Below are 24,947 nucleotides of genomic sequence, written 5' to 3'. Positions count from 1 at the left end.
TGGGCCGCTACTGGGCCGAGCGGACCCGGATGCCGGAGCCGGTCAGCGAGCTCAGCGGGACGGTCACGGCGCCCGAGGGGTCGGTGAAGAAGTCGTTGCCCTTGTCGTCGACGACGATGAAGGCCGGGAAGTCCTCGACCTCGATCCGCCACACCGCCTCCATGCCGAGCTCCTCGTACTCCACCACCTCGACTGAGGTGATGCAGTCCTGCGCCAGCCGGGCAGCCGGACCGCCGATGGACCCGAGGTAGAACCCGCCGTGGCGTCCGCACGCCTCGGTCACCTGCTTGGAGCGGTTGCCCTTGGCGAGCATGACCATCGACCCGCCGGCGGCCTGGAACTGCTCGACGTAGGAGTCCATCCGTCCGGCGGTCGTCGGGCCGAAGGAGCCCGACGGCATGCCCTCGGGGGTCTTGGCCGGGCCGGCGTAGTAGACCGGGTGGTCCTTGAGGTACGCCGGCATCTCCTCGCCGGCGTCGAGCCGCTCCTTGATCTTGGCGTGCGCGATGTCGCGGGCGACCACGAGCGGCCCGGTGAGCGAGAGCCGCGTCTTGACGGGGTGCTTCGACAGCTCGGCCAGGATATCGGCCATCGGCTGGTTGAGGTCGATGCGCACGACCTCGCCGCCGGCGATGTCCTCGGCCAGCCCGGCGTCGGGCATGTACTGCGCCGGGTCGGTCTCGAGCTGCTCGAGGAAGACGCCGTCGGGCGTGATCTTGCCGAGCGCCTGGCGGTCGGCCGAGCAGGAGACGGCGATCGCGACCGGGCAGGAGGCCCCGTGCCGGGGGAGCCGGACGACGCGGACGTCGTGGCAGAAGTACTTGCCGCCGAACTGCGCGCCGATGCCGAACGACTGGGTGAGCTCGAAGACCTTCTCCTCGAGCTCGACGTCGCGGATCCCGTGCGCGCTCATCGAGCCCTCGGTCGGCAGGTCGTCGAGGTAGCGCGCGGAGGCGTACTTGGCCGTCTTCAGCGCGAACTCGGCGCTGGTGCCGCCGATGACGATCGCCAGGTGGTACGGCGGGCACGCGGCGGTGCCGAGCGAGCGGATCTTCTCGTCGAGGAACTCCATGAGCCGCGTCGGGTTGAGGACCGCCTTGGTCTCCTGGAACAGGAACGACTTGTTGGCCGAGCCGCCGCCCTTGGCCATGAAGAGGAACTTGTACTCCGGCCGGTCCTGCGCCGGCGTGGAGTAGATCTCGATCTGCGCCGGCAGGTTGGTGCCGGTGTTCCGCTCCTCGAACGTGGTGAGCGGCGCGAGCTGGGAGTAGCGGAGGTTGAGCCGGGTGTAGGCGTCGTACACCCCGCGGCTGATCGCCTCGCCGTCGTCGGCGCCGGTGAGCACGCCCTCGGACTTCTTGCCCATCACGATCGCGGTGCCGGTGTCCTGGCACATCGGGAGGACGCCGCCGGCGGAGATGTTGACGTTCTTGAGCAGGTCGAGGGCGACGAAGCGGTCGTTGCCCGAGGCCTCCGGGTCGTCGATGATCCGGCGCAGCTGGGCCAGGTGGCCGGGTCGCAGGTAGTGGCTGATGTCGTGCATCGCCTCCTCCGTGAGCCGGCGGATCGCCTCCGGCTCGACGTGGAGGAAGGTGCGTCCCCCGGCCTCGACGGTCGAGACGCCCTTGGTGGTGACCAGCCGGTAGGGGGTCTCCGGGGCGCCGTTGGAGCCGGCGGTGGGGAGGAGGTCGGAGTAGTGGAACTCGGGTCCAGCGGCAGCGCTCACGGCCGCCGATGCTACGCCGGGTCGGCCTCGGGTCCTGATCCGCCCTCGGCCTCGCGCCGCTTCTCCTCGCGGGCCTTGCGGCGCTGCTCCTCCGCGCGCTCGCGCACCTGCCGGAGGAACTCCTCGTCGGCCGCCGGGTCGGCGGCGGCGAAGCGCCCGGGTCGGTCGTACTCGGGGAACGCGCTGGCGCTGCGCTCGTGCGGGCCGTGGCGGCGGGCCCGCTGGGGCCGTCCGGCGACGAGCCACGCGATCGACCCCACGACGGGGAAGAACAGGATGAGCAGGATCCACCAGAGCTTGGGCAGGTTCCGCACGTCGCCGTCACGGCTGGAGATCGCCTCGACGACGCAGTAGACGGCCAGGACGAACGGGACCAGGAACAGCACGATCCGCACGACGACACCCCCGGTAGCCGGCCCGTCCGGGGCCGCACGGACGCCGGCGGCCCGGCGTGGCGGCAGGCTAGCGCGGCCCCGGCCCGCGTGGGGCTACTTCCAGGGGGCCACCAGAGCGACGAGGTCGGGCGCCAGCTCCTGCATCAGCTTCGGGCCGAAGGTCACCCGGTGCACGCCCATGACCCGAAGGTCCTCGAGCGAGCCGGCCGCGGATCCGGTGCGAGGGTTGGCGATGACGTTCACGGGGCCGTCGAGCGGCTCGAGCAGGGCCTGCAGGGAGGCAGCGTCGGGCACGCCGACGGGGTAGACGCACCGCGCCCCGGCCTCCTCGCACGCGCGCAGCCGGGTGATGGCCTCCGCGACCGGGTCCTCGAACTGGTCCCGCTTCAAGAACACGTCGGTCCGGGCGTTGACGACGAGGTCGACCCCGGCGGCGTCGGCGGCCTGCCGGATCGCGCCGACGTAGTCCGCGTGCTCCGACGCCGACCGCATCCGCCCGCTCTCGGAGTGGACGGTGTCCTCGACGTTCAGGCCGACGGCGCCGGCCTCGAGCAGCCGCTCGACCAGCTCCGCCGGGGCGACGCCGTAGCCGGACTCCATGTCGGCGGTGACCGGCACGTCCGGGACGGCCGCGCAGATCCGGCGTACGCCGTCGAGGGCGTCGTCGATCGTCATGTCCTCCTTGTCGCCCTGGCCGCGCGAGTCGGCCAGCGGGTGGCTGCCGATGCTCAGGGCGCCGAAGCCGGCGCCCGCGACGACCGTTGCCGACCAGGCGTCCCAGACGTTGGGCAGGACGAGCGTCGTGCCGGCGTGGTGCAGGTCGAGGAGCCGGGTGGCGAGGGTGGCGAGGGAGGGGGTGGCGGTGTCCATGCCCCGAGGCTGCCACGCCACGCCCCGCGACGACAGGCCCGCCGGGGCACGGGCGGGCACGGGCGCAGGGCGGGCATAGGGGGGCACGGGGCGGCGTTGCACCGACGTGCAGCCCCTCGACTCCCTGGTCGTCGGCGCCGGCCAGGCCGGCCTCGCGGCGTCGTACTTCCTGCGCCAGCGCGGCATCGACCACCTCGTCCTCGACGCCAACCCGCAGCCGGGCGGCGCCTGGCAGCACCGGTGGGCCTCGCTCAGCATGCGGGACGTGCACGGCGTCGCCGACCTGCCCGGATCCACCGCCCCGGACGGCTCGGACGAGGCGGCGAACCTCGTCGTGCCCGACTACTTCGACGGCTACGAGCGCTGGCACCACCTGCCCGTCGTGCGCCCCGTGCACGTCAACCGGGTCGAGAGCGAGGACGACCTGCTGGTCGTCCGCGCGGGCGACCGCGTGTGGCGGACGCGGACCCTCGTCAACGCGACCGGCACCTGGACGCGCCCCTTCGTGCCCTTCTACCCCGGCATCGCGTCGTTCGCCGGGGAGCAGCTGCACACCGCGCACTACCCGGGCGCCGAGCACTTCCGTGGGCGCCGCGTGGTGGTCGTCGGTGGCGGGGCGTCGGCGGTCCAGCTCCTCGGCGAGCTCGCGCCCGTCACCGGCACGCTGTGGGTGACCCGCCGTCCGCCGGTCTGGCGCGAGGAGCTCGACGGCGCGGCCGGCCTCGCGGCGGTGACGGCGGTCGAGGAGCGCGTACGCCGCGGGCTGCCGCCGGCGAGCGTGGTGAGCGTGACCGGTCTGGCCCTTCGCCCGCAGGAGCAGGAGGCCGCCCGGCTCGGGGCGTACGAGCGGCTCCCGATGTTCGAGCGCATCGAGGCGGACGGCGTGCGGTGGGCGGACGGTCGCTTCGAGCCGGCCGGGGCGATCCTCTGGGCCACGGGCTTCCGCCCGGCCGTCGACCACCTGGCGCCGCTCGGCCTGCGGTCCCCGGAGGGCGGCATCGCACTCGTGCCGGTGCGCGGCAACGTCCAGGGCGCGACCACGGCGGTGCGCGACCCGCGGGTGCAGCTGGTGGGCTACGGCCCGTCGGCGAGCACCATCGGCGCCTCCCGGGCGGGCCGGCAGGCCGCCCTGGCAGTCGCGCGACAGCTGGCCACGGCCGCCGCCTGACCCACCGCCCACCTGCCCGCCCACCTCCCGCTCAATCCCGCTCTACTCGTTGGCTACCTGTGCCACGGCACAATCGAGGCGTGGACGGACGCGGTCGCCGGCTGGTGGTGGTCCTCGCCTGCGTGCTCGTCGCCTCGGGCTGCACGTCCTCGGCGCCGGCGGAGGCGCCCCCGCCCCCGTCGCCGGTGACCGCGACGACCGAGCCGGCGAGCACCGGCCGGGTCACCCTCGCATTCGGGGGCGACGTGCACTTCGAGGGGGACGCCGGCCGGCTGCTCGAGCGCCGTGACGCCTCGCTCGGCCCGGTCGCCCGCACCCTGCGCGCCGCGGACGTGGCGATGGTGAACCTCGAGACGGCCCTCACCACCCGCGGCCGCCCGGACCCCAAGGAGCTCGAGCGCCCCCAGGACCGCTACCACTTCCGCGCCGGCCCCCGTGCGGTCGACGTGCTGCTCGCGTCGGGGATCGACGTGGTGAGCGTCGCCAACAACCACGTGGGCGACTACGGCGCCGTCGGGCTCGCCGACACGCTGGCGGCGGGGCGGACCCGCGGGCTCGCGATGGTCGGTGCGGGTCGTGACGAGACCGAGGCGCTCACCCCGCACGTCGTGCGCGCGGGCGGCCTGGAGGTGGCCTTCCTCGCCGCGGACGGCGTGCAGCGCGAGGGGTCGAGCGGCGTCTGGAGGGCCGGGCCGTCGAACCCCGGCACGGCGTCGGTGCGCGGCCGGCGACCGGGTGCCCTGCTCGACGCGGTCGAGGCGGCCGCTGCGAGGGACCAGCTCGTGGTGGTCTACCTCCACTGGGGCAAGGAGTACGAGTCGTGCCCCACGCAGTCGCAGCGCCTGCTGGTCCGCGACCTGGCCGCCGCCGGCGCCGACGTCGTCGTGGGCAGCCACTCGCACGTCCTCGGCGGCGCCGGTTGGGCGGGGGACACCTTCGTCGGCTACGGGCTGGGCAACTTCGTCTGGTACCACGACCGCCAGTCCGCGACGGGCGTCCTCTCGGTCACCCTGGACGCCGACGGGGTCGTCGGGAAGTCGTGGACCCCGGCCCGGATCTCCGCCACGGACGGCCGTCCGGTGCCCCTGGCCGGCGCCGCCCGCACCCGCGCGGTCGCCGACTGGCGCGCGCGCCGCCGGTGCACCGGGCTGGGCGCCGAGCCCGGGGCCGGGCAGGCTGCGGACCCGGCGTACGCCGCCTCCGTGAGTCGCATCGACGCCGACCTCGCGCAGCGGATGCGCCGCAGCCACCGCCCCGGCTGCCCGGTTCCGCTGCGCGACCTCCGCCACCTCCGGATGACGCACCGCGACCTCGACGGCCGTGCCCGCACCGGCGAGTTGGTGGTGCACCGCCGGTGGGCGCGCGCGGTGACCGGGGTCTTCGGGCGGCTGTACGACGCCGGGTGGCCGATCGCGCGGATGCGGCTGGTCGACGACTACGGCGCCGACGACGACGCCTCGATGGCGGCCAACAACACCTCCGGCTTCAACTGCCGCCGGGTCGCGGGGCAGTCGAGCTGGTCGCAGCACGCCTTCGGTGCCGCGATCGACCTCAACCCGGTGCAGAATCCCTACGTGCGCCCCGGCTCGGTCGACCCGCCGGCGGGGCGGCGCTTCGTCGCGATCGACCGCGGCCGCTCCGCACCGGTGGCGCCCGGCGTCGTCCGGGCCGGCGACCTCGTCGTCAGGGCCTTCGCGCGCATCGGCTGGGAGTGGGGAGGCGACTGGCTGTCCTCGAAGGACTACCAGCACTTCGCCGCGCCCCGACCGCCCGCCTGAGGCTGCCCGCCTGCCGGTGCCTGCCTGACGCACGTCACGGGTCGCGGGCCGCGGACCTCGCTAGTCTTGGACCATGGGGGAGATCGAGCACCCGTACGACCCGTCGCAGATGCGCGTCTCCGACGCCGACCGCCAGCGCGTCGCCGACGTGCTGCGCGACGCCGCGGCCGAGGGCCGGCTCGACCTCTACGAGCTCGAGGAGCGGCTGGAGCTGACCTGGCAGGCCAAGACCTACGGCGAGCTCGTGCCGATCACCGTCGACCTCCAACCGGCGGGCCCCGTGACGCCCCCGGCCGCAGCGCCGGTGCGCCGCCCGCAGCCCTCGGTCCCGGCCGTCGGCCACAACTCCTCGACCGCCATCATGGGCGACTGCCGGCGTCGGGGCGTGTGGCAGGTGCCCGAGCACCACTCGGCGTTCTCGCTCATGGGCAGCGTCACGCTGGACCTCCGCGAGGCGATTCTGACCAGCCACGAGACCCAGATCAACGCCAGCGCCATCATGGGCGACGTCAAGATCCTCGTCCCGGCCCACGTGCACGTCGTGGTCGACGGCACCCCGATCATGGGCGACTACGGGCAGGCCCGCGACAAGGTGCCCGCCGAGATCGGCCCGGACTCGCCCGTCGTACGGGTGCGCGGGCTGGCGCTGATGGGCTCGGTGCAGGTGCAGCGCCTGCCCGCGCCGGGCACCCCGCGCAAGTACCTCGGCACCTTCTGAGGCCCAGCACCCGAACCCCACCCGGACGCCCACCCGGACGCCCACCCGGACACCCGCCCGGACACCCGCCCGGACGCCCGCCCGCGCTGGGCCGGGTGCGGCTAGTGTGGCCTGCGTCACTTCACGACGGATCGTCCGGCACGTACCTGCCGGTGAAGGAGCAGACAATGGCATCAGTGACGTTCGAAGGCGCCCAGCGGTGGTATCCGGGGGCGGATGAACCGGCGGTCCCGGGCATCGACCTGGAGATCGAGGACGGCGAGTTCATGGTCCTCGTCGGTCCCTCCGGGTGCGGGAAGTCCACCACCCTGCGCATGCTCGCGGGGCTCGAGGAGATCAACGAGGGCCGGGTCCTCATCGGCGACCGGGACGTCACCAACGTCCCGCCCAAGGACCGCGACATCGCGATGGTGTTCCAGAACTACGCCCTCTACCCGCACATGTCGGTGGAGGAGAACATGGGCTTCTCGCTCAAGATGGCCAAGGTGTCGTCCGACGAGCGCAAGAGGCGCGTCGCCCAGGCGGCGGAGATGCTGGGCCTCACCGAGTTCCTCGGCCGCAAGCCCAAGGCGCTCTCGGGCGGGCAGCGGCAGCGGGTGGCGATGGGCCGCGCGATCGTGCGCCAGCCCCAGGTCTTCTGCATGGACGAGCCGTTGTCGAACCTCGACGCCAAGATGCGCGTGCAGACCCGCACCGACATCGCCCGCCTCCAGCAGGACCTCGGCATCACCACCGTCTACGTCACCCACGACCAGGTCGAGGCGATGACGATGGGCGACCGGGTCGCGGTGATGAAGCTGGGCGTCCTCCAGCAGGTCGACACGCCGCTGCGCCTCTACGACAAGCCCGCCAACCTCTTCGTCGCCGGCTTCATCGGCTCCCCGCAGATGAACCTGCTCGAAGGGGTCGCTGCCGATGGCGAGGTGAGGATCGGCGGCTACACGGTGCCGGTGGACCCCACCGCCGAGCGCACGATGCAGGGCCGCGTCACCGTCGGCGTACGACCGGAGAACTGGCGCATCGTGTCGGCCGAGGAGGGCGGGCTCCCCGTCCAGGTGACCGTGGTCGAGCAGCTCGGCGCGGACAGCTACGTCTACGGCACGAGCGACGTCGAGGGGGTCCCGTCCACGGTCATCATCCGGATGAGCGGCCGCCACGAGCCGCAGAAGAGCGAGACGCTCTACGTCACGACGGACCCGCAGCACGTCCACGTGTTCGACACCGAGAGCGGCGAGCGGCTCTCCGCCTGAGCCGCCCGACGTGAGCGAGGCCCCGGGAGCGGGTGCTCCCGGGGCCTCGTTCCGTCGCCGACCTGCGGGGCCGGAGAACCGTGGTGGTCGTGCTTGGCTCAGGCGGTGGCCTGGCTCCCGCCAGGCTGGACGCCGTCCTGCTGCTGCCCGACCTGCTCGGCCTTCGCCATGGTGTTCCCGCCCGGGACGATGCCGGCGTTGGCCGCGTCCATGGTGAGGTTGTCGCCCGTGGCGGGGTCGAAGAGGTGCATCTTGCGGACGTCGACCCAGATGGTGGCCTCGTCGCCCTCCCTGATCCGGCTGGCGCCGTCGAGCGAGACGACCAGCTGCGTGCGCAGCGACTCGCCGTCGAGGTCGCGCTCGAGCTGCTGGAGCTGCTGCTGCACCTCCGGCGGCGCCTCGAAGGGGACGTAGGCGTAGGCCTCGTTGCCGAGCCACTCCACCACGTCGACCTTCGCGGTGAAGGTCGACTCGTCGGTGACCTTTGACGGGTCGACGACGCTCGCGTCCTCGAAGTGCTCGGGTCGGATGCCCGCGATGAGCAGGTCCTTGCCCTGGGCCTTCTGCGCCTTGTCGGCCGGGATCTTGACCGTGCCGAACGGCAGCTCGACCGAGTCCCCGTTGACCTTGGCGGGCAGGAAGTTCATCGGCGGCGAGCCGATGAAGCCGGCCACGAACAGGTTCGCCGGGTTCTCGTAGAGCTCGCGCGGAGTGGCGTGCTGCTGGAGCACGCCACGCTTGAGCACCGCGACGCGGTCGCCCAGCGTCATCGCCTCGGTCTGGTCGTGGGTGACGTAGACCGTGGTGATCCCCAGGCGCTTCTGCAGCCGGGCGATCTCGGTGCGCATCTGCCCGCGCAGCTTGGCGTCGAGGTTCGACAGCGGCTCGTCGAAGAGGAACGCCTCGGCGTCGCGGACGATCGCTCGCCCCATCGCGACGCGCTGGCGCTGACCACCCGAGAGGTTGCCGGGCTTGCGCTCGAGGTGCTCGTCGAGCTCGAGCGTCTTCGACGCCTCGCGCACCTTCTGGTCCACCTCGGAGTCGGACTTCCCGGCGAGGCGGAGCGGGAACGCGATGTTCTCGTAGACGGTGAGGTGGGGGTAGAGGGCGTAGTTCTGGAACACCATCGACAGGTTGCGCTCGCGGGGCGCGAGGTCGTTCACCCGCTTGCCGCCGATGATCATGTCGCCGTCGGTGATGTCCTCCAGGCCCACGATCATGCGCAGCAGGGTCGACTTCCCGCAGCCCGAGGGGCCGACGAGGATGAGGAACTCGCCCTCCTCCACGTCGATGCTCACGTCGTTGACGGCCGGGAAGCCGTCGCCGTACTTCTTGACGATGTTCTTCATCTCGATGCCAGCCATGTGCTGATCACCCCTTCACTGCGCCGGAGGTGAGGCCGGCGACGATCTTGCGCTGGAACAGCAGGACAATGACGATGATCGGAATCGTCGAGACGACGGCTCCAGCGGCCAGCAGCGACGCCGGCCGGTTGAACGGGTCCGACCCCACGAAGAAGGACAGCGCCGCCGGGATGGGTCGTGCGTTCTCGGTCGAGGTGAGCGAGATCCCGAAGACGAAGTCGTTCCAGGCGAAGAAGAACGTCAGGATCGCCGCGGTGAACACACCGGGGGCCGCGAGCGGGACGATCACCTTGCGGAACGCCTGCCACGACGTGGCGCCGTCCACCTGGGCCGCCTGCTCCATCTCCCACGGGATCTCGCGGAAGAACGCGGACAGCGTCCAGATCGCCAGCGGCAGCGTGAAGGACATGTAGGGGATGATCAGGCCGGGCCAGGTGTCGTAGATCCCGAACGTGCGCCACATGTCGAACAGCGGGCCCACCAGCGAGACCACCGGGAACATCGCGATGACCAGCGCCAGCGTCAGCACGAACTTCTTGCCGGTGAACTCCAGGCGCGCGATGGCGTACGCCGCGAGCGTGGCGATGACGACCGAGAGGAAGGTCGCGATCAGCGAGATGCCGATCGAGTTGAGGATGGAGCGCAGGAACTGGTCGTCGGCGAGCACGTCGCGGTAGTTCTGCCAGCCGGCGCCGCCGCCCTCGGAGGGCAGGAAGCCCGGGCTGCCGTTGGTGATCGCCTCCTGGCTCTTGAAGGACAGCGAGATGATCCACGCCACCGGCAGCAGGCACCACAGGAGGATCAGGGCCGCTCCGATGACGATGCCGATCTTGTTCTTCGTGGACATGTCTCAGCCCTCCTGCCGTGCGGCGGCCAGGTCGACGCGGAAGATCTTGACGATCAGGAACGCGATGAGCAGCACCGAGAGGAACAGCAGCACCGACAGCGCTGAGCCGATGCCGAGCTGGAACTGCTCGATGACCTGCCGATAGGTCAGGAACGAGATGGACTCGGTGCCCTGCGCGCCGGCGGTCATCACGAAGATGTTGTCGAAGATGCGGTAGGCGTCGAGCGCGCGGAACAGCACCGCCACCATGATCGCCGAGCGCATGTTGGGCAGGATGACCTTCCACAGCCGCTGCCACCACGTCGCGCCGTCGACCTTCGCCGCCTCGAGCATGTCCTCGGAGACCTGCGCGAGCCCGGCGAGCAGCAGGAGGGACATGAACGGCGTGGTCTTCCAGATCTCCGAGACCATGATCGCCGCCATCGCCGAGCCGTACTCGCCGAACCAGTTGAAGTTGTCCTCGACGAAGGGCAGCCAGGCGTTCACGAAGCCGTTGTTGTTGCTGAACGCGAACTGCCAGGCGAAGCCCGACACCACCGTGATGATGCCGTAGGGGATGAGGATCGAGGTGCGGATGACGCCTCGGGCGAAGATCACACGGTGCATCACCATGGCGAAGGCGAAGCCGATGACGAGCTCGATCGCCACCGTCACGACCATGATGAAGACGGTGTTGAGGGTCGTCTCCCAGAACAGCGAGTCGGTCAGCGCGGTCAGGTAGTTGGACAGCCCCACGAACTCGCGGTCGTCGGGTGCGGTGAGGCTGTAGTTGAAGACGCTGAGGTAGATCGCCCTCAGCATGGGGAACGCCGTCACCAGCAGCATCAGGAAGATCGCGGGGGCGACCAGCCGCATGCCGAGGCGGTTCTCGGCCTTCGACCGGTCGCTGGCGGCTGCCTTGTCGGCCCGGCGCACGTCGCGCTTGTCGTCGGGAGCCACGGTCGTGTGCGTCACAGCAAGCTCCTTCCGGCGAGGACCTCGGTGAGGAAGTCGGCCGACTGCTGGGGTGTCGAGTCCGGCGTCACCGACGTCGGCGAGTGCCACGACGACTGCACGGCGCTCGAGATCTGGCTGTAGAAGGGGCTCTTCGGTCGCGGGCCGCCCTCGTCGACGCTGGTGCGGTAGAGGTCGAGGAGGTCCTCGGGGAACTCACCCGTGGCCGCGACCTCGTCGTAGGCCGAGTTGGTCGAGGGCATGAGGCCGTCGTTGACGGCCAGGTCGACCTGCGCCTCGGTGGAGGTGATGCACTGCGCCGCCTCCAGCGCCCAGTCCGGGTGCTCGGAGTAGGCGCCGAGCCCGATGTCGATGCCGCCGATCGGGGGCTTGGAGGGCTCGCCCTCGACGGTGGCGGGGTAGCGCGCCCAGCCGAGGTCCTCGAACTCCTGCTCGTCGGCGGGACCGCCGGGAGAGCCGATGAGGCCCTTGTAGTTGGCGTAGACGAAGGTCCAGTTCACCATGAACTCGCCTGGACCCTCCTCGGGGAACATCTGCCCGAGGCTGGTGCCCTCGTTGGACACGGTGAGGTCGGCCTGCGCCGCGTCGCTGTCGGCCAGCTTCTGGATGATCTCCGCGGCCTTGCGCCCGGCGTCGCTGTCGAGCTCGACGGTCGCGTCGCGGCCGGCTTCGGTGTCGCTGACGATCGCGCCACCGGCGCCCTGCATCATCGCGTTGATCCACACCACGTAGGCCTCGTAGCGGTTGGCCTGCACGCCGACGGTGCCGCCCTGGGAGGACGCGGCCTCGATGACCTGGTCCCACGTGACCGGCTGCGTCATGTCGAGACCGGCGGCCTCGGCGAGCGACTTGCGGTACCAGAGGACCTGCGTGTTGGCCCACAGCGGGATGGCGTACACGCCGTCGTCCCAGGTGACGGTGTCGATGGCGCCCTGGAGGTAGTCGCCGCCGTCGGTGATCTCGGTGGCGAGCTCCTCCGGGATCTCCTGCAGCCACCCGGCGTTGGCGAACTCCGCCACGAACACCGGGTCGAGGTTCATCAGGTCGGTCGAGGAGTCCTCCGCCGCCAGGCGCCGGGCCAGCTGGGTGCGCTGGTCGGTGGCGCTGGCGGGCAGCTCCTGCACTGCGATGTCGTACTGGTCGGTGCTGCACTCCTCGGCGTAGGTCTTGAAGGTGTCGACGCCGTCCGGGTTGACGTACCAGTTCAGCGTCGGGGTGCCGCCGTCTCCTCCGCAGGCGGCCAGGAGGCTGCTGGCGAGGGCGAGCGACGCCACCGAGCCGGCGATCCGTCTTGCTCCCGGGCGACCGCGTGATCGGGTCGATGATCGTGATGCCATGCGCCCTCCTGTTCAGTGACTGCCGTCACTGGTCTATCTGCTGGGGCTAGGTTTGGCAACCAATCACCGACCTTCGAGGGTGGGCCGGTCCTACGGCTGGAAGCAGGCATGACGTGACGCGTTGGTTCGCGCCCGGGCGCATCAACCTCGTCGGCGAGCACACCGACTACAACGACGGCTTCGTGCTGCCGATGGCGCTGCCCATGGGCTGCTCGGCCGAGGTGCGTGCGGCCGACTCCGGATGGACGGTGGTGTCCCGGCAGGAGGCCGACCCCGTGACTGTGGAGGCGACCGGCCTGGCCGACCGGGTCGACGTCCCCGGCTGGGCGTCGTACGTCCTCGGTGCGCTCTGGCTGCTGCACGACGACGGCGTCGACGTGCCGCCCCTGCGGATCGAGGTCGACTCCGACGTGCCGACGGGCGCGGGCCTGTCGTCCTCGGCTGCGCTGGTCTGCTCGGTGGCGGGCGCGCTCGACGACCACCTCGGGCTCGGTCTCGGCCCGGACGGGCTGCTCGACCTCAGCCGGCGGGTCGAGAACGACGCGGTCGGCGCGCCGACCGGCGGGATGGACCAGCTCGCCAGCCTGCGCGGCGAGGCCGGCCACGCGCTGTTCTGCGACATGCGCGACCTGACGTCGCGCCCGGTCCCGTTCGACCCGGCCTCGTCCGGGCTGGTCCTGCTGGTCGCCGACACCCGGGCGCCGCACCGGCACTCCGACGGGGAGTACGGCGCGCGGCGCAGCGGGTGCGAGCGGGCCGCCGGCCTGCTGGGCGTCCGGGCGCTGCGCGACGTCACCACGGACGACCTGGACGACGCGCTGGCCCGCCTCGACGACGAGGAGCTGCGCCGCTACGTCCGGCACGTCGTCACCGAGGACGACCGGGTGCTGTCGGTGGTGCGGCTGCTCGACGAGGGGCGGCTGCCCGACGTCGGCCCCGCCCTCACCGCCTCGCACGCGTCGATGCGCGACGACTTCCGCATCACCGTGCCCGAGGTCGACACGGCGGTCGAGGCCCTGCTCGACGCGGGCGCGCTCGGTGCCCGGATGACCGGCGGCGGCTTCGGCGGCTGCGTCATCGGCCTGGTGCCCGAGCGGGACGCCGGCGCGGCGGGCGACGCCGTACGAGCCGCCTTCGCCGACGCCGGCTTCGGCGAGCCCGACGTCTTCACCGCGGCTGCCGAGGCCGGCGCGCGCCCGGCGTAGGGCTGAGGGGTTCGGGGCGGGCGCGGGGGCGGGCGCGCGGGGTGCGCTCGAACCGGGACTCGAGCTGGAGGCGGGCGCGCGTCGGCGGGAGCTCACTCCGCGGCGAGGGCGAGCGGGGGGAGTCGGGCTGGGGAAAGCGCGCGAGGCGCCGGGACTTCCTGAGCGTGTCGTAAACTTCTCGGGGTTTGCATGCCCCGGGATGTTCGCAATCCCCCGCTTAAGCGGGGGATTCGAAATAGGAGGCCTTACGCGCCCGCGCGGGCGGCGGTCCGGGCGATAGCGCGGAAGCCGCCGGGACTTCCTGAGCGTGTCGCGAACTTCTGGGGGTCTGCATGCCCCGTGATGTTCGCAATCCCCCGCTTAAGCGGGGGATTGGAAACAGGGTGACCCCTACCCGCCCGCGCGGTCGGCGGTCCGGGCGATCGCGTCCACGAAGGTGTCGAAGAGCTTGGCGGGCAGGTCGTGGCCCATCCCGTCGATGAGGAGGAGCTCGGCGCCGGGGATCGCGGCCGCGGTCGAGCGGCCGCCGCTGACGTGCACCATCTTGTCGGCGGTGCCGTGGATGACCAGGGCCGGCATCCGGAGGCTGCGCAGGCGCGCGGTGCGGTCGGGCTGGGTGAGGATGGCGAGCATCTGCCGCACCACGCCGCTCGCGCTGATCCCGCGGTCGAAGGTGTCGCGGGCGCGCGTGCGCAGCGAGTCGGGGTCGCTCGGGAAGCCCGCCGACCCGATCAGGGACCACATCGCGAGGCTGCTCTGGACGTACGCGTCCCGGCCGGCCTTGCGGGGCGCGATGAGCCGCGGCAGCAGGGAGGGGTGCTGCCAGCCGACCGTGCGGCGGCCCGTCGTCGAGCTGATGCTGGTCAGCGACCGCACCCGGGACGGGTGCTCGAGCGCCACGGTCTGGGCGATCATCCCGCCCATCGACACCCCGACGACGTGCGCCGAGTCGATGCCGAGGTGGTCCAGCAGCGCGACGGCGTCGCCGGCGAGGTCCGACATGGAGTACGGCGCGTCGGCGCGGCCGGTGAGGAAGGCGCGCACCAGCTGGTCCCCGCGGACGCTCGAGCGGTAGCGGGAGGAGCGTCCGGTGTCGCGGTTGTCATAGCGCACGGCGTAGAAGCCGGCGGACGCCAGCTGCTCGCAGAACGCCTCGTCCCACCAGGTCATCGGTCCGCTCAGCCCCATCACCAGCAGCAGCGGCTCCGCGTCGGGGTCGCCGAAGGTCTGGTAGCAGAGCTCGACCTGCTCGGCGACGGGCGCGAAGAGCTCCTCGGACACGGCGGGCGCCTCGGTGGTGGGGCGGCGGGAGGACATGGCTCCAGTGAACACGACGCGGGCCCTCCCGCGCGTCCCGTGAGCCAGAGCAGTGTGCCGCCCGCCGGGAGTCGCCTCAGTTGTCGAAGTCGATCGAGGAGAGGGCGCGCAGCTTCGAGAGGCGGTGGTCGGCGGTGATCGAGCGGACCGTGCCGCTGCGCGAGCGCATCACGAGCGAGTGCGTCGTGACGCCGTCGCCGCGGTAGCGCACCCCGCGCATCAGCTCGCCGTCGGTGATGCCGGTCGCCACGAAGAAGGCGTCGTCGCCGGTCACCAGGTCGTCGGTGTGGAGCACGTTGTCGGGGTCGAGGTCGTGGCCCGCGTCGAGGGCCTTCTGGCGCTCGTCGTCGTCCTGGGGCCACAGCCGGCCCTGGATCGTGCCGCCGAGGCACTTCATCGCGCAGGCCGCGATGATCCCCTCCGGCGTGCCGCCCACGCCGAGCAGGAGGTCCACGCCGGTGTCGGGCCGCGCCGCCATGATCGCGCCGGCCACGTCGCCGTCGGTGATGTACTTGATCCGGGCGCCGGTCTCGCGGATGTCCTCCACCAGCTTGGCGTGCCGCGGTCGGTCGAGCAGCACCACCGTGACGTCGTGGGCGGAGAGGCCCTTGGCCTTCGCGACACGGGCGATGTTCTCCCGCACCGGCAGCCGGATGTCGACGACGTCGGCGGCCTCGGGGCCGGTTACCAGCTTCTCCATGTAGAACACGGCGCTCGGGTCGTACATCGAGCCGCGCGGCGACACCGCGAGCACCGAGATCGCGTTGCTCATGCCCTTCGCGGTGAGCGTGGTGCCGTCGATGGGGTCGACCGCGACGTCGCACTCGGCGCCGGTGCCGTCGCCGACCTCCTCGCCGTTGTAGAGCATCGGGGCGTTGTCCTTCTCGCCCTCGCCGATGACGACCGTGCCCCGCATCTCGACGGTGGAGATCATCACGCGCATCGCCTCGACGGCGACGCGGTCGGCGTCGTTCTTGTCGCCGCGGCCCACCCAGCGCCCGGCGGCCATGGCGGCCGCCTCGGTGACGCGCACGAGCTCGAGGGCGAGGTTGCGTTCGGGCTTCGGGACGCTGGCGCTCATGGCGCGCATGCTATCGGCGCGCCGGGTACCTGCTCACCGCGGTCGCCTTGGTCGACAGCCACACCTCGCGGCCCGGGACGAGCCCGAGCTCGGTGGCGGCCGCGGGGGTCAGGTCGGCGAGCAGGTCGGGCGACGCGTGCACCATCAGGCGTACGGCGTCGCCGTGCGGGGCGAGGGTCGCGATGGGGCCCCGCCACCGCAGCCGGGTGGAGCCCTCGGGCTCCTGCAGGGAGACCACCACCGCGTCGGGCGGGAAGGCGAGGAGCGTGTCGCCGTCCGCGACGAGGTTGAGGCCGACGAGCCTGGCGACGTGGGACGTGCGGGGCTCCGCGGCGACCTCCGCCGGCGGACCCACCTGGGCGACCCGGCCGCCGTCGAGGACGAGCACCCGGTCGGCCAGGGTCAGCGCGTCGATCGCGTCGTGAGTCACCAGCAGAGCCACCCCCGGGAAGTCGCGCAGGTGCCGGCCGAGCTCCATCCGCAGCGCCATCTGCACCGAGACGTCGAGCCCGGTGAAGGGCTCGTCGAGCAGCAGGACGTCGGGTCCGGTCGCCAGCGCCCGCGCGATCGCGACCCGCTGGGCCTGGCCGCCCGAGAGCTCGCGGGGACGCCGGCCGGCGAGGTCGGCGATCCCGAAGCGCTCGAGCCAGTCGCGGGCGACCGCCTCGGACTCGGCCCGGCTCGCGCCGCGGGCGCGGAGGCCGAACGCGACGTTGTCGAGGGCGGTGAGGTGCGGGAAGAGCAGCTGGCCCTGGAAGACCAGCCCCACCCGGCGCTCGCGGACGGGCAGGGCGAGCAGGTCGGTGTCGCCGAGGCGCGCCCGGCCGGTGGCGTCCACGAGACCGGCGATCGCGTGGAGCAGGGAGCTCTTGCCCGCGCCGTTGGGGCCGATGACGGCGAGCACCTCGCCCGGCTCGGCGGTGAAGCCGGCCTCCACCCGGCCCGCGACCTGGAGGTCGGCCACCAGCCGCCCGGCCCTCACGGGGTCCCCAGCCAGTGGTCGCGCAGCGCGATCAGGACGCCGATCGAGACGAGCAGCATCAGCAGGCTCAGCGACAGCGCGGCGTCCTGGTCGGACTGACGGGTGACGTAGATGAGGGTCGGCATCGTCTGCGTGGTGCCGGGGTAGTTGCCGTTGAAGGTGATGGTGGCGCCGAACTCGCCCAGCGAGCGGGCCCACCCCAGGACCGTTCCGGCGACCACGCCGGGCAGCGCGAGCGGGACCGTGACCCGCCGGAACGTCGTCCAGCGGGTCGCGCCCAGCGTCGCGGCAGCCGCGTCGTACCTCGGGTCCGCCGAGCGCAGGGCCCCCTCGATCGCGATGACGACGAACGGCATCGACACGAACACGTGGGCCAGCACGACGCCCCAGGTGGTGAAGGGGAAGGCGAAGCCGGTCCACGCCAGGAGTGGCTCGCCGACGAGCCCCGTCCGCCCGAAGGCGCTGCGGAGCGCGACGCCCGCGACGACGGGGGGCAGGACCAGCGGCACCGTGACGAGCGCGCGTAAGGCTCCGCGGCCGCGGAAGTCGACCCGGGCCAGCAGCCAGGCGAGCGGCAGCCCGAGCAGCAGGCAGGCGGCGATCGCGACCGTCGAGGTGACCAGGGAGATGCCCAGCGCGTCGAGGGCCGTGCGCGAGGTGAGGTGGCCGGGGAGGTCCTGCCAGCTGGTGCTGGCGACCATCGCCACCAGCGGGACGAGCAGCAGCAGCGTGGCGAGGACCGCCGGCAGCACGAGCAGCGCGGGCGGGCGGCCCAGGCGGTCCCTCACGGGGTGCCGAAGCCGGCGTCGTGGAGGATCGTCCGGCCCTCCTCCGAGGTCACCCACGCGAGCCAGTCCGCGGCCAGCTCGGGGTGCTCGGACTGCTCCAGCGTCGCGGCGAGGTACGAGGTCGGCACCTCGTCGGCGCCCGGGATCTCGACGGCGTCGACGTCGTCGGCCGCGGCGACGGCGTCGGTGGCGTACACGAGCCCGGCGTCGGCCTCCCCGGAGAGCACCTTGTCGAGGGTGGCGCGCACGTCCTCCTCGAGGCTGACCGGTTCCGCGGTGACGCCCTCCGCCTCCAGCACCGCCTGCGCGACCTTGCCGCACGGCGCCTCGTCGGCACAGCGCACCCAGGTGGCGTCGGCCAGGTCGGCGAGCGACGCGATCCCGGCCGGGTTGCCCTCCGGCACGACGATGGTGAGCACGTTGGTCGCGAACGTCACAGCCTCTCGGGCGGCGCCGGCATCCTCGGCGAGGCTCATCGACGCCTCGTCGGCGGTGGCCAGCACGTCGCCCGGGGCGCCGTCGGCGACCTGCTCGGCGAGGTCGGTGCTCGAGCCGAAGGAGAACCGGACGTCGACGCCGTGCTCGCTCTCGAAGGGCGTCGCGAGCTCCTCGAAGACGTCGGTCAGGGACGCCGCGGCGAGGACGGTGAGCTCCCCGTGAGCGCCGGCGCCACCCTCGCCGCCGCAGGCCGCGAGGGGGACGAGGAGGACGATCGCCAGGAGCCGCCTCACCGGGGGACCTCGACGACCACGTTGGTGGACTTCACGCTGGCGATGGCGCGTACGCCGGGCTCGAGACCGAGCTCGTCGGCGGCGTCGCTGCTCATCAGCGACACCACGCGGTAGGGACCGCAGATCATCTCGACCTGCGCCATCACGTGGTCGCGCTTGACCCGCGTGACGATCCCGCTCATGCGGTTGCGGGCGCTGACGGTGCCGGCGCGCGTGCGGTCGCGCTCGGCGACCTCGCCCGACTCGGCGAGGTGCTCCGCGAGGTGCGCGAGGTCCGCGCCCAGGACGGTGGTGCGGCCATCGGTGCGCTGCGAGGGGATGCGTCCTGCCTCCACCCAGCGGCGTACGGTGTCGTCGCTGACGGCGAGGATCTCCGCCGCCTCCGCGATCCGGTAGGTAGTCACGCGAGGAGTATGCCGCAGGTGCGTCTCGTTGTCGCCGTGGACGCCGCAGGTGCGGCACCGGCGACCCGCCGGCCGGGCGCCTCCGGGCAGGCTGGGAGAATGGGGGCGTGAGTGCGCAGCCCAGTCGTTACAACCGCTCGTTCGGCGGCATGACGGGCGCCCTCGTGGTGACCGTGGTCTTCGTCCTGGCGTTCGCGCTGTGGCGCTCGCTGTTCCGCGGCGAGGCCGAGGAGCCGACCCAGCCGGTGGACTGGCAGGAGAGCGTGCGGCTCGCCCAGGACGCCGACCTCTCCGTCGCACATCCCCGCCAGCTCCCCGACGGGTGGGAGGCCTCGAGCGTCGAGCTGCGCGCCGGCGCCGACCCGCGGTGGGGCCTGGGCGTGCTGACCGACGACGGCGACTTCATCGGGATCCGCCAGCAGGACAGCTCCGTCGCCGACCTGGTCGAGCTGTACGTCGACGAGGAGGCGGAAGGCGGCGATGAGGTCAGCGTCGACTCCGAGGTCGCGCGGACCTGGCAGACGTGGACCGACGACGGCGGCGACACCGGCTACTCCACCGAGCTCGGCGACGAGGCGCTGCTGGTCTACGGCTCGGCCACCGCCGAGGAGATCGAGGCGTACCTCGGGCTGCTCACCCGCTGACGCGGCGCTCGTCGCTCGGGGGGCCGGGCGGTCGGGTGGCGGTGCGTGGGGCAGGTTCTGGGCGCGGGAAAGCTGCGTCACTCACCGCTCGGGGGTGCGCGCTGTCGGTGGCGGTGCGTGGGGCAGGTTTTGGGCGCGGGAAAGCTGCCTCACCCACCGCTCGGGTCCGCGCGGTCGGGTGGCGGTGGCGGTGCGTGGGGCAGGTCCTGGGCCCGGGAAAGCTGCGTCACTCACCGCTCGGGGGGGCCGGGCGGTCGGGTGGCGGTGCGTGGGGCAGGTTCTGGGGGCGGGACAACTGCCTCACTCACCGCTCGGGGGCCGGGCGGTCGGGTGGCGGTGCGTGGGGCAGGTTCTGGGCGCCCAAAAGCTGCCTCACCCACCGCTCGCGGGTCCGCGCGTCGGTGGCGGTGCGTGGGGCAGGTTCTGGGCGCGGGAAAGCTGCGCCACTCACCGCTCGGGGGTCCGTACGGTCGGTGGCGGTGCGTGGGGCAGGTTCTGGGCGCGGGAAAGTTGCCTCACTCACCGCTCGGGGGTTCGTACGGGGGGCCGGGCGGTCGGCGTCGAGGTCAGTCCTCGGACTCGGCACCCATCGCCTCGTCGAGCCGCTTGCGCGCGCCGTCGAGCCACTCCTGGCACAGCTTCGCCAGCGCCTCGCCGCGCTCCCAGAGGGTGAGCGACTCCTCGAGGGTCGTGCCGCCGGCCTCGAGGGTGCGGACGACCTCGATGAGCTCCTCGCGAGCCTCTTCGTAGCTGGGGGCGTCACTCATCGGGGTCCTCCTCGTCGGTGCCGACCCCGAGGGGGGTGGCTGCTTCGGTGCGGTCGGTGGTCGCGTGGATCCGGCCGTCGGCGACGCGCACCGAGACCGGCGCGCCGGGCGAGGCCTGGGCGACCGACGTCACGACGTGGCCGTCGGCGTCCTGGAGCACGGCGTAGCCGCGGCGCAGGGTGGCGAGCGGCGAGAGCGCCTGCGCGCGGGCGCGCTGGTGGCCGATGTCGTCGGCGGCGCGGTCGAGGCGGTGGGCGAGCGTACGCCGCGCGCGGGCGAGCAGGTCGCCCACCTCGTCGGACCGGACGGCGAGCAGGTTGCGCGGGTCGGCCATCGCCGGTCGCGAGCGGACCTGGGCCAGCCACTCCTGCTCCCGGGCGATCCGCTGGGTGATCACCTGGCGGAGCCGGTCGCGAGCCCACGTCACGCCGTTGAGCTCCTCGGCCATGTCGGGCACCACGAGCTTGGCGGCGTCGGTGGGGGTGGAGGCACGGACGTCGGCGACGAGGTCGAGCAGCGGCTGGTCGGGCTCGTGGCCGATCGCGGACACCACGGGCGTGCGCATCCGGTGCACCGCCCGGACCAGCGCCTCGTCGGAGAAGGGCAGCAGGTCCTCGATGGAGCCACCGCCGCGCGCGACCACGACGACGTCGACGTCGGCGTTGCGCTCGAGCCGGTCGAGCGCCTCGATCACCTCGGCGGCCGAGCGCGTGCCCTGCATGGCGGCGTAGGCCACCTCGAACTGCACCGCCGGCCAGCGGCGACGCGCGTTGTCGAGCACGTCGCGCTCCGCGGCGCTGTTGGGCGCGGTCACCAGTCCGACGCGGCCGGGCAGGAACGGCAGGTCGCGCTTGAGCTCGGGGGCGAACAGCCCCTCGGCGGCGAGCAGCTGGCGCCGGCGCTCGAGGCGGGCGAGCAGCTCGCCGAGGCCGATCATGCGGATCTCGCGGGCGGCGAGCGAGAAGGAGCCGCGGTTGGCGTAGAAGCTGGGGCGGGCGTGCACCACGACGCTCGCGCCCTCGACGAGGGGCGGGTTCATCGAGTCGACGAGCGAGCGCGCACAGGTCAGGGTGACGGAGATGTCGGCGACGGTGTCGCGCAGGGTCATGAAGACCGTGTTGACCCCCGGACGGCGGTTGACCTGGGCGATCTGGCCCTCGACCCAGACGCCGCCGAGCTTGTCGATCCACTGCGCCACGGCGTTGGCGACGGCCCGCACCGGAGCCGGCGACTCGGCCGTGGCGTCGCGGAGTGAGGGCACGCCGCGAGGATAGGGGAGAGGAGCGACACAGCCGCCCCGGGAGGCCGGGCCCGGCCCGTAGACTGGAGCCCATGACAGACCTCGGCCTGCCCCCGGTGCTCGACCCCGAGACCGCCAAGAACGTCCTGCTGGCGGCCCCCCGCGGCTACTGCGCCGGCGTGGACCGGGCCGTCATCACCGTCGAGAAGGCGCTCGAGCTCTATGGCTCGCCGGTCTACGTCCGCAAGCAGATCGTGCACAACAAGCACGTGGTGGCCAACCTCGAGGCCCGCGGTGCGGTGTTCGTCGAGGAGCTCGACGAGGTCCCCGAGGGCCAGACGGTGGTGTTCTCCGCGCACGGCGTCTCCCCGGCGGTGCACGCGCAGGCGGCCCAGCGCGGCCTCAAGACCATCGACGCGACCTGCCCGCTGGTCACCAAGGTCCACCACGAGGCCAAGCGCTTCGCGGCCGACGACTACGACATCCTCCTGATCGGCCACGCCGGGCACGAGGAGGTCGAGGGCACCTCGGGCGAGGCGCCCGACCACATCCAGCTGGTCGAGGGCCCCGCCGACGTCGAGCGCATCGTCGTGCGCGACCCGGCGCGGGTCGCCTGGCTGTCGCAGACCACGCTGAGCGTCGACGAGACCCTGGAGACCGTCGCCGCGATCCGCGAGCGGTTCCCGTTGCTGATCGACCCGCCGAGCGACGACATCTGCTACGCCACCCAGAACCGCCAGCTCGCGATCAAGGAGATCTCCGCCGCCGCCGACCTCGTCATCGTGGTGGGCTCGCGCAACTCCTCGAACTCCGTGCGGCTGGTCGAGGTGGCGCTGGAGTCCGGGGCGAAGGCGTCGTACCTCGTCGACGACCACACCGAGATCGAGGAGGCGTGGCTGGAGGGCGTCGAGACCATCTCGGTCACCTCCGGTGCCTCGGTGCCCGAGGACCTCGTCGAGGGCGTGCTGGCATGGCTCTCCGAGCGCGGCTTCCCCGACGCCCGTGCCGTCCACTCCGCCGAGGAGTCCCTAATCTTCGCGCTGCCGCCCGAGCTGCGGCGCGACCTCCGCGCGGCACAGAGGGCCTGACGGTCGTGGCGCGCTACGTCGACATCCACCCCGACAACCCGCAGCCGCGGCTCGTCACCCAGGTCGTCGAGGCGCTGCGCGACGACGCGCTCCTCGCCTACCCCACCGACTCGGGGTACGCCCTGGGCTCGCAGCTGGGCAACCGGGACGGCCGCGACCGGATCCTGCGGATCCGCGAGCTCGACGACCGCCACCACTTCACGCTGATGTGCAAGGACTTCGCCCAGCTCGGGCAGTTCGTCCACGTCGACAACTCGGCGTTCCGGGCGATCAAGGCGGCGACACCGGGCCCCTACACCTTCATCCTTCCGGCCACCGGTGAGGTGCCGAAGCGGCTGATGCACCCGAAGAAGCGCACCGTCGGCGTGCGCATCCCCGACCACGCGCTCGTGTGCGCCCTGCTCGAGCAGCTCGGCGAGCCGATCCTCACCAGCACGCTGATCCTGCCCGGCGAGACCGAGGCGCGGACCAACGGCTGGGAGATCAAGGAGGACCTCGACCACGTCGTCGACGTGGTCGTCGAGTCGGGCGAGGTGACCGCCGAGCCCACGTCGGTGATCGACTGGTCCGACGCCGAGCCCGTGGTCGTACGCCGCGGGGCCGGCGACGTCTCCCGCTTCGAGGACTGAGCGGCCGGGTCAGCGGGCGGGCTGACCGAGCTCGCGCTCGAGCTCGGCGGCGACACCCGCCTCGCCCTCGCGGTGCAGTCGCCACGCGAGCCAGCCCAGGCAGAGCGCGTAGCCGATGAAGAGGGCCACGCCGTGGGTGGCGACGCCGGAGACCAGGGCCTGCAGCAGGCTGTCGGCCGGATCGGCGACGGCGTCGCGGGCGACGATCGCGACGAAGCCGAAGACCGCCGTCATCAGCACGGGCGGCAGCAACGCCACCAGGTAGAAGTCGCGCCGCCGCACCCGTGCCGCCAGGCCCAGGCACAGCACCATGAAGCAGAGGTCGAAGAACAGCGTGAGCCTGCCGACGAGGAGGACGTCGATGCTCACGGCGGTGAGCGTGACCGCGACGCCGAGCGCGGCGACCTGTCGGCCCGGCTCGTGCCCCGCCCGCCAGAACCCGTCGGCCCGTGTCACGGCACCCAACCTAGGACCGCCCTCACGCGCCCTCGGCGCGGCGCGCCGGGGGTGACGGGGACTGCTCCTCGAGCAGGGCGTCGAGCGCCGGGTCGCCCGAGGCGCCCGGGACGTCGCCGAGCAGGGCCAGCTCGGGTGCGGCTGCCGAGCGGGGAACCGTCTCGACCTGGCGCGGCGCCTCGAGGTGCTCGGTGGTCACCCCGAGCTCGGTGAAGCGCCGCGCCGACACCAGCACGCGACCCTCGAGCGAGCCCATCGCCTGGTTGTAGGCCACGACGCTGGCGTTGAGCGAGCGGCCCACGCGGTCGAGGTGGCCGGCCATCGAGGCGAGCCGCGCGTGCAGCTCCTGGCCGAGCCGCTGCACCGCCTGGGCCTGCTCGTTGAGCACCTCGTGCTGCCACCCCTGGGCCACCGTGCGCAGCAGGGCGATGAGGGTGGACGGCGTCGCGAGGACGACGTTGCGCGCGGCGGCCTGCTCGACGAGGTCGGGCACCGCCTGCAGGGCCGCCTGCAGGATCGCCTCGCCGGGGAGGAAGAGCACCACGAACTCCGGCGTCCCGGCCAGCGCCTCCCAGTAGCGGCGGGAGCCGAGGTCGGCGACGTGCTTGCGCACGTGCTCGCCGAGCCGGGCCAGCGCCTGCTCGTGCTCGGCGGGGTCGTCGGTGCCGGTCAGGTCGAGGAAGGCGGCCAGCGGGGCCTTGGCGTCGACCGCGATCGTGCGCCCGCCGACCAGCGACACCACGAGGTCGGGGCGCAGGCGGCCGTCGTCGACCCGCACCTGTTCGGCGAAGTCGCAGTGGTCCACGAGCCCGGCGAGCTCGACGGTCCGCCGCAGGTGCAGCTCGCCCCACTGGCCGCGCACCTGCGGCTTGCGCAGGGCGGTCGCCAGCGTGGTCGTCTCGCGTCGCAGCGTCTCCGTGGAGCGCCGCATGTCGGCGACCTGCTGGGCGAGCTGGGCCTGCCAGGCGACCCGGTCGTGCGCCAGGTCGCTGAGCTGGTCGTGCAGGCGGTCCAGGCCGTCCTGCACGACCGCGTGGTCGGCGACCCGCTGCTGGAGCGCGGCGATCGCCGGGTCGTCGGCGGCTCGCCCGCGCGACCACAGCACGCCGATGAGCGCGCCGAGCGCCAGCCCGACGGCCAGCACGGTCGCCAGGGTGAGCAGGAGGGGCAAGGTGTCCATGGCCCCAGCATGCGCCGGAGCACCGACA

General features: G+C 72.7%; 25 protein-coding genes. 8 read left to right on the top strand and 17 right to left on the bottom strand.

Features of this window, described 5'->3' with window-relative positions:
* Positions 1-7 precede the first annotated feature (7 nt).
* The 3 genes from J3P32_RS04340 to J3P32_RS04330 form a co-directional block, all read right to left on the bottom strand.
* Positions 8-1,726: a fumarate hydratase gene (locus tag J3P32_RS04340; RefSeq protein ID WP_210438613.1), complete on the bottom strand. Its 1,719-nt coding sequence runs from the start codon at positions 1,724-1,726 to the stop codon at positions 8-10.
* 11 nt (positions 1,727-1,737) lie between these two features.
* Entirely contained in the window at positions 1,738-2,121 is a 384-nt protein-coding gene (locus J3P32_RS04335) for a PLDc N-terminal domain-containing protein (RefSeq protein ID WP_307807702.1), read from the bottom strand.
* 93 nt (positions 2,122-2,214) lie between these two features.
* Positions 2,215-2,991 carry an isocitrate lyase/PEP mutase family protein gene (locus J3P32_RS04330; RefSeq protein WP_210438612.1) on the bottom strand — a complete coding sequence of 259 codons (777 nt, stop codon included), beginning with the start codon at positions 2,989-2,991 and terminating at the stop codon, positions 2,215-2,217.
* A gap of 106 nt (positions 2,992-3,097) precedes the next feature.
* On the opposite strand from J3P32_RS04330, the gene J3P32_RS04325 reads away from it, so the two are divergent.
* From J3P32_RS04325 to J3P32_RS04310, 4 genes are all read left to right on the top strand, one after another.
* Complete coding sequence (locus tag J3P32_RS04325; RefSeq protein ID WP_210438611.1) at positions 3,098-4,159, top strand: NAD(P)-binding domain-containing protein; 1,062 nt, start codon at positions 3,098-3,100, stop codon at positions 4,157-4,159.
* A gap of 80 nt (positions 4,160-4,239) precedes the next feature.
* Positions 4,240-5,937 carry a CapA family protein gene (locus J3P32_RS04320; protein WP_210438610.1) on the top strand — a complete coding sequence of 566 codons (1,698 nt, stop codon included), beginning with the start codon at positions 4,240-4,242 and terminating at the stop codon, positions 5,935-5,937.
* A 73-nt stretch (positions 5,938-6,010) separates the two neighbouring features.
* Positions 6,011-6,655: a DUF1707 SHOCT-like domain-containing protein gene (locus J3P32_RS04315; RefSeq protein WP_210438609.1), complete on the top strand. Its 645-nt coding sequence runs from the start codon at positions 6,011-6,013 to the stop codon at positions 6,653-6,655.
* Between the two features lie 167 nt (positions 6,656-6,822).
* A complete protein-coding gene (locus tag J3P32_RS04310; protein ID WP_210438608.1) occupies positions 6,823-7,905 on the top strand; it encodes an ABC transporter ATP-binding protein in 1,083 nt (360 codons plus the stop codon).
* 98 nt (positions 7,906-8,003) lie between these two features.
* Here J3P32_RS04310 and J3P32_RS04305 read toward each other — a convergent pair whose 3' ends face one another.
* Genes J3P32_RS04305 through J3P32_RS04290 form a run of 4 tightly spaced genes read right to left on the bottom strand, consistent with a single transcriptional unit; the run spans position 8,004 to position 12,344 of the window.
* Entirely contained in the window at positions 8,004-9,269 is a 1,266-nt protein-coding gene (locus tag J3P32_RS04305; protein WP_210438607.1) for an ABC transporter ATP-binding protein, read from the bottom strand.
* A 7-nt stretch (positions 9,270-9,276) separates the two neighbouring features.
* Entirely contained in the window at positions 9,277-10,116 is an 840-nt protein-coding gene (locus tag J3P32_RS04300; RefSeq protein ID WP_210438606.1) for a carbohydrate ABC transporter permease, read from the bottom strand.
* Positions 10,117-10,119: 3 nt separating this feature from the next.
* On the bottom strand, positions 10,120-11,070 hold the full coding sequence (locus J3P32_RS04295) for a carbohydrate ABC transporter permease (protein ID WP_307807701.1): 951 nt from the start codon (positions 11,068-11,070) through the stop codon (positions 10,120-10,122).
* Positions 11,067-12,344 carry an extracellular solute-binding protein gene (locus J3P32_RS04290; protein WP_210438605.1) on the bottom strand — a complete coding sequence of 426 codons (1,278 nt, stop codon included), beginning with the start codon at positions 12,342-12,344 and terminating at the stop codon, positions 11,067-11,069. The genes J3P32_RS04295 and J3P32_RS04290 overlap by 4 nt, the downstream gene beginning before the upstream one ends.
* A gap of 176 nt (positions 12,345-12,520) precedes the next feature.
* Between J3P32_RS04290 and galK the strand changes: the two genes are divergently transcribed.
* A complete protein-coding gene (gene galK / locus J3P32_RS04285; protein ID WP_210438604.1) occupies positions 12,521-13,612 on the top strand; it encodes a galactokinase in 1,092 nt (363 codons plus the stop codon).
* Between the two features lie 390 nt (positions 13,613-14,002).
* On the opposite strand, the gene J3P32_RS04280 is transcribed toward galK, so the two are convergent.
* The 6 genes from J3P32_RS04280 to J3P32_RS04255 form a co-directional block, all read right to left on the bottom strand.
* Positions 14,003-14,929 (bottom strand): alpha/beta fold hydrolase, encoded by a 927-nt coding sequence (locus tag J3P32_RS04280; protein ID WP_210438603.1) that lies wholly within the window; start codon positions 14,927-14,929, stop codon positions 14,003-14,005.
* Between the two features lie 76 nt (positions 14,930-15,005).
* Positions 15,006-16,019 (bottom strand): class II fructose-bisphosphatase, encoded by a 1,014-nt coding sequence (glpX, locus tag J3P32_RS04275; protein ID WP_282593960.1) that lies wholly within the window; start codon positions 16,017-16,019, stop codon positions 15,006-15,008.
* Position 16,020: 1 nt separating this feature from the next.
* A complete protein-coding gene (locus tag J3P32_RS04270) occupies positions 16,021-16,974 on the bottom strand; it encodes a sulfate/molybdate ABC transporter ATP-binding protein (RefSeq protein ID WP_307807700.1) in 954 nt (317 codons plus the stop codon).
* 14 nt (positions 16,975-16,988) lie between these two features.
* Entirely contained in the window at positions 16,989-17,780 is a 792-nt protein-coding gene (gene modB, locus J3P32_RS04265; RefSeq protein ID WP_307861578.1) for a molybdate ABC transporter permease subunit, read from the bottom strand.
* Positions 17,777-18,511, bottom strand: a complete 735-nt coding sequence (gene modA / locus J3P32_RS04260) for a molybdate ABC transporter substrate-binding protein (RefSeq protein WP_210438601.1) — start codon at positions 18,509-18,511, stop codon at positions 17,777-17,779. The genes modB and modA overlap by 4 nt, the downstream gene beginning before the upstream one ends.
* Complete coding sequence (locus J3P32_RS04255; protein ID WP_210438600.1) at positions 18,508-18,915, bottom strand: TOBE domain-containing protein; 408 nt, start codon at positions 18,913-18,915, stop codon at positions 18,508-18,510. The genes modA and J3P32_RS04255 overlap by 4 nt, the downstream gene beginning before the upstream one ends.
* A 107-nt stretch (positions 18,916-19,022) precedes the next feature.
* Between J3P32_RS04255 and J3P32_RS04250 the strand changes: the two genes are divergently transcribed.
* On the top strand, positions 19,023-19,559 hold the full coding sequence (locus tag J3P32_RS04250) for a DUF4245 domain-containing protein (RefSeq protein WP_210438599.1): 537 nt from the start codon (positions 19,023-19,025) through the stop codon (positions 19,557-19,559).
* Between the two features lie 566 nt (positions 19,560-20,125).
* Here the strand turns inward: J3P32_RS04250 and J3P32_RS04245 are convergent.
* Positions 20,126-20,326 carry an exodeoxyribonuclease VII small subunit gene (locus tag J3P32_RS04245; protein WP_210438598.1) on the bottom strand — a complete coding sequence of 67 codons (201 nt, stop codon included), beginning with the start codon at positions 20,324-20,326 and terminating at the stop codon, positions 20,126-20,128.
* Positions 20,319-21,587, bottom strand: coding sequence for an exodeoxyribonuclease VII large subunit (xseA, locus tag J3P32_RS04240; RefSeq protein WP_210438597.1), 1,269 nt, complete (start codon positions 21,585-21,587; stop codon positions 20,319-20,321). Before xseA ends, J3P32_RS04245 begins: the two co-directional genes overlap by 8 nt.
* Positions 21,588-21,658: 71 nt before the next feature.
* On the opposite strand from xseA, the gene J3P32_RS04235 reads away from it, so the two are divergent.
* Both J3P32_RS04235 and J3P32_RS04230 read left to right on the top strand, forming a co-directional pair.
* The gene (locus J3P32_RS04235; protein ID WP_210438596.1) at positions 21,659-22,654 is read left to right on the top strand and encodes a 4-hydroxy-3-methylbut-2-enyl diphosphate reductase; all 996 of its coding nucleotides are present in this window, start codon (positions 21,659-21,661) and stop codon (positions 22,652-22,654) included.
* Between the two features lie 5 nt (positions 22,655-22,659).
* Positions 22,660-23,283, top strand: coding sequence for an L-threonylcarbamoyladenylate synthase (locus J3P32_RS04230; RefSeq protein WP_210438595.1), 624 nt, complete (start codon positions 22,660-22,662; stop codon positions 23,281-23,283).
* A 9-nt stretch (positions 23,284-23,292) separates the two neighbouring features.
* Here J3P32_RS04230 and J3P32_RS04225 read toward each other — a convergent pair whose 3' ends face one another.
* Together J3P32_RS04225 and J3P32_RS04220 are read right to left on the bottom strand one after the other, a co-directional pair.
* Positions 23,293-23,739, bottom strand: coding sequence for a DUF6542 domain-containing protein (locus J3P32_RS04225; RefSeq protein ID WP_210438594.1), 447 nt, complete (start codon positions 23,737-23,739; stop codon positions 23,293-23,295).
* A gap of 22 nt (positions 23,740-23,761) precedes the next feature.
* Positions 23,762-24,919: a DNA recombination protein RmuC gene (locus J3P32_RS04220; protein ID WP_210438593.1), complete on the bottom strand. Its 1,158-nt coding sequence runs from the start codon at positions 24,917-24,919 to the stop codon at positions 23,762-23,764.
* Positions 24,920-24,947 lie beyond the last annotated feature (28 nt).

Origin of the sequence: Nocardioides xinjiangensis, from assembly GCF_017916385.1 — a bacterium.
Taxonomy (GTDB): domain Bacteria; phylum Actinomycetota; class Actinomycetes; order Propionibacteriales; family Nocardioidaceae; genus Nocardioides; species Nocardioides xinjiangensis.
This window is presented reverse-complemented; position numbering and strand designations above follow the sequence as displayed.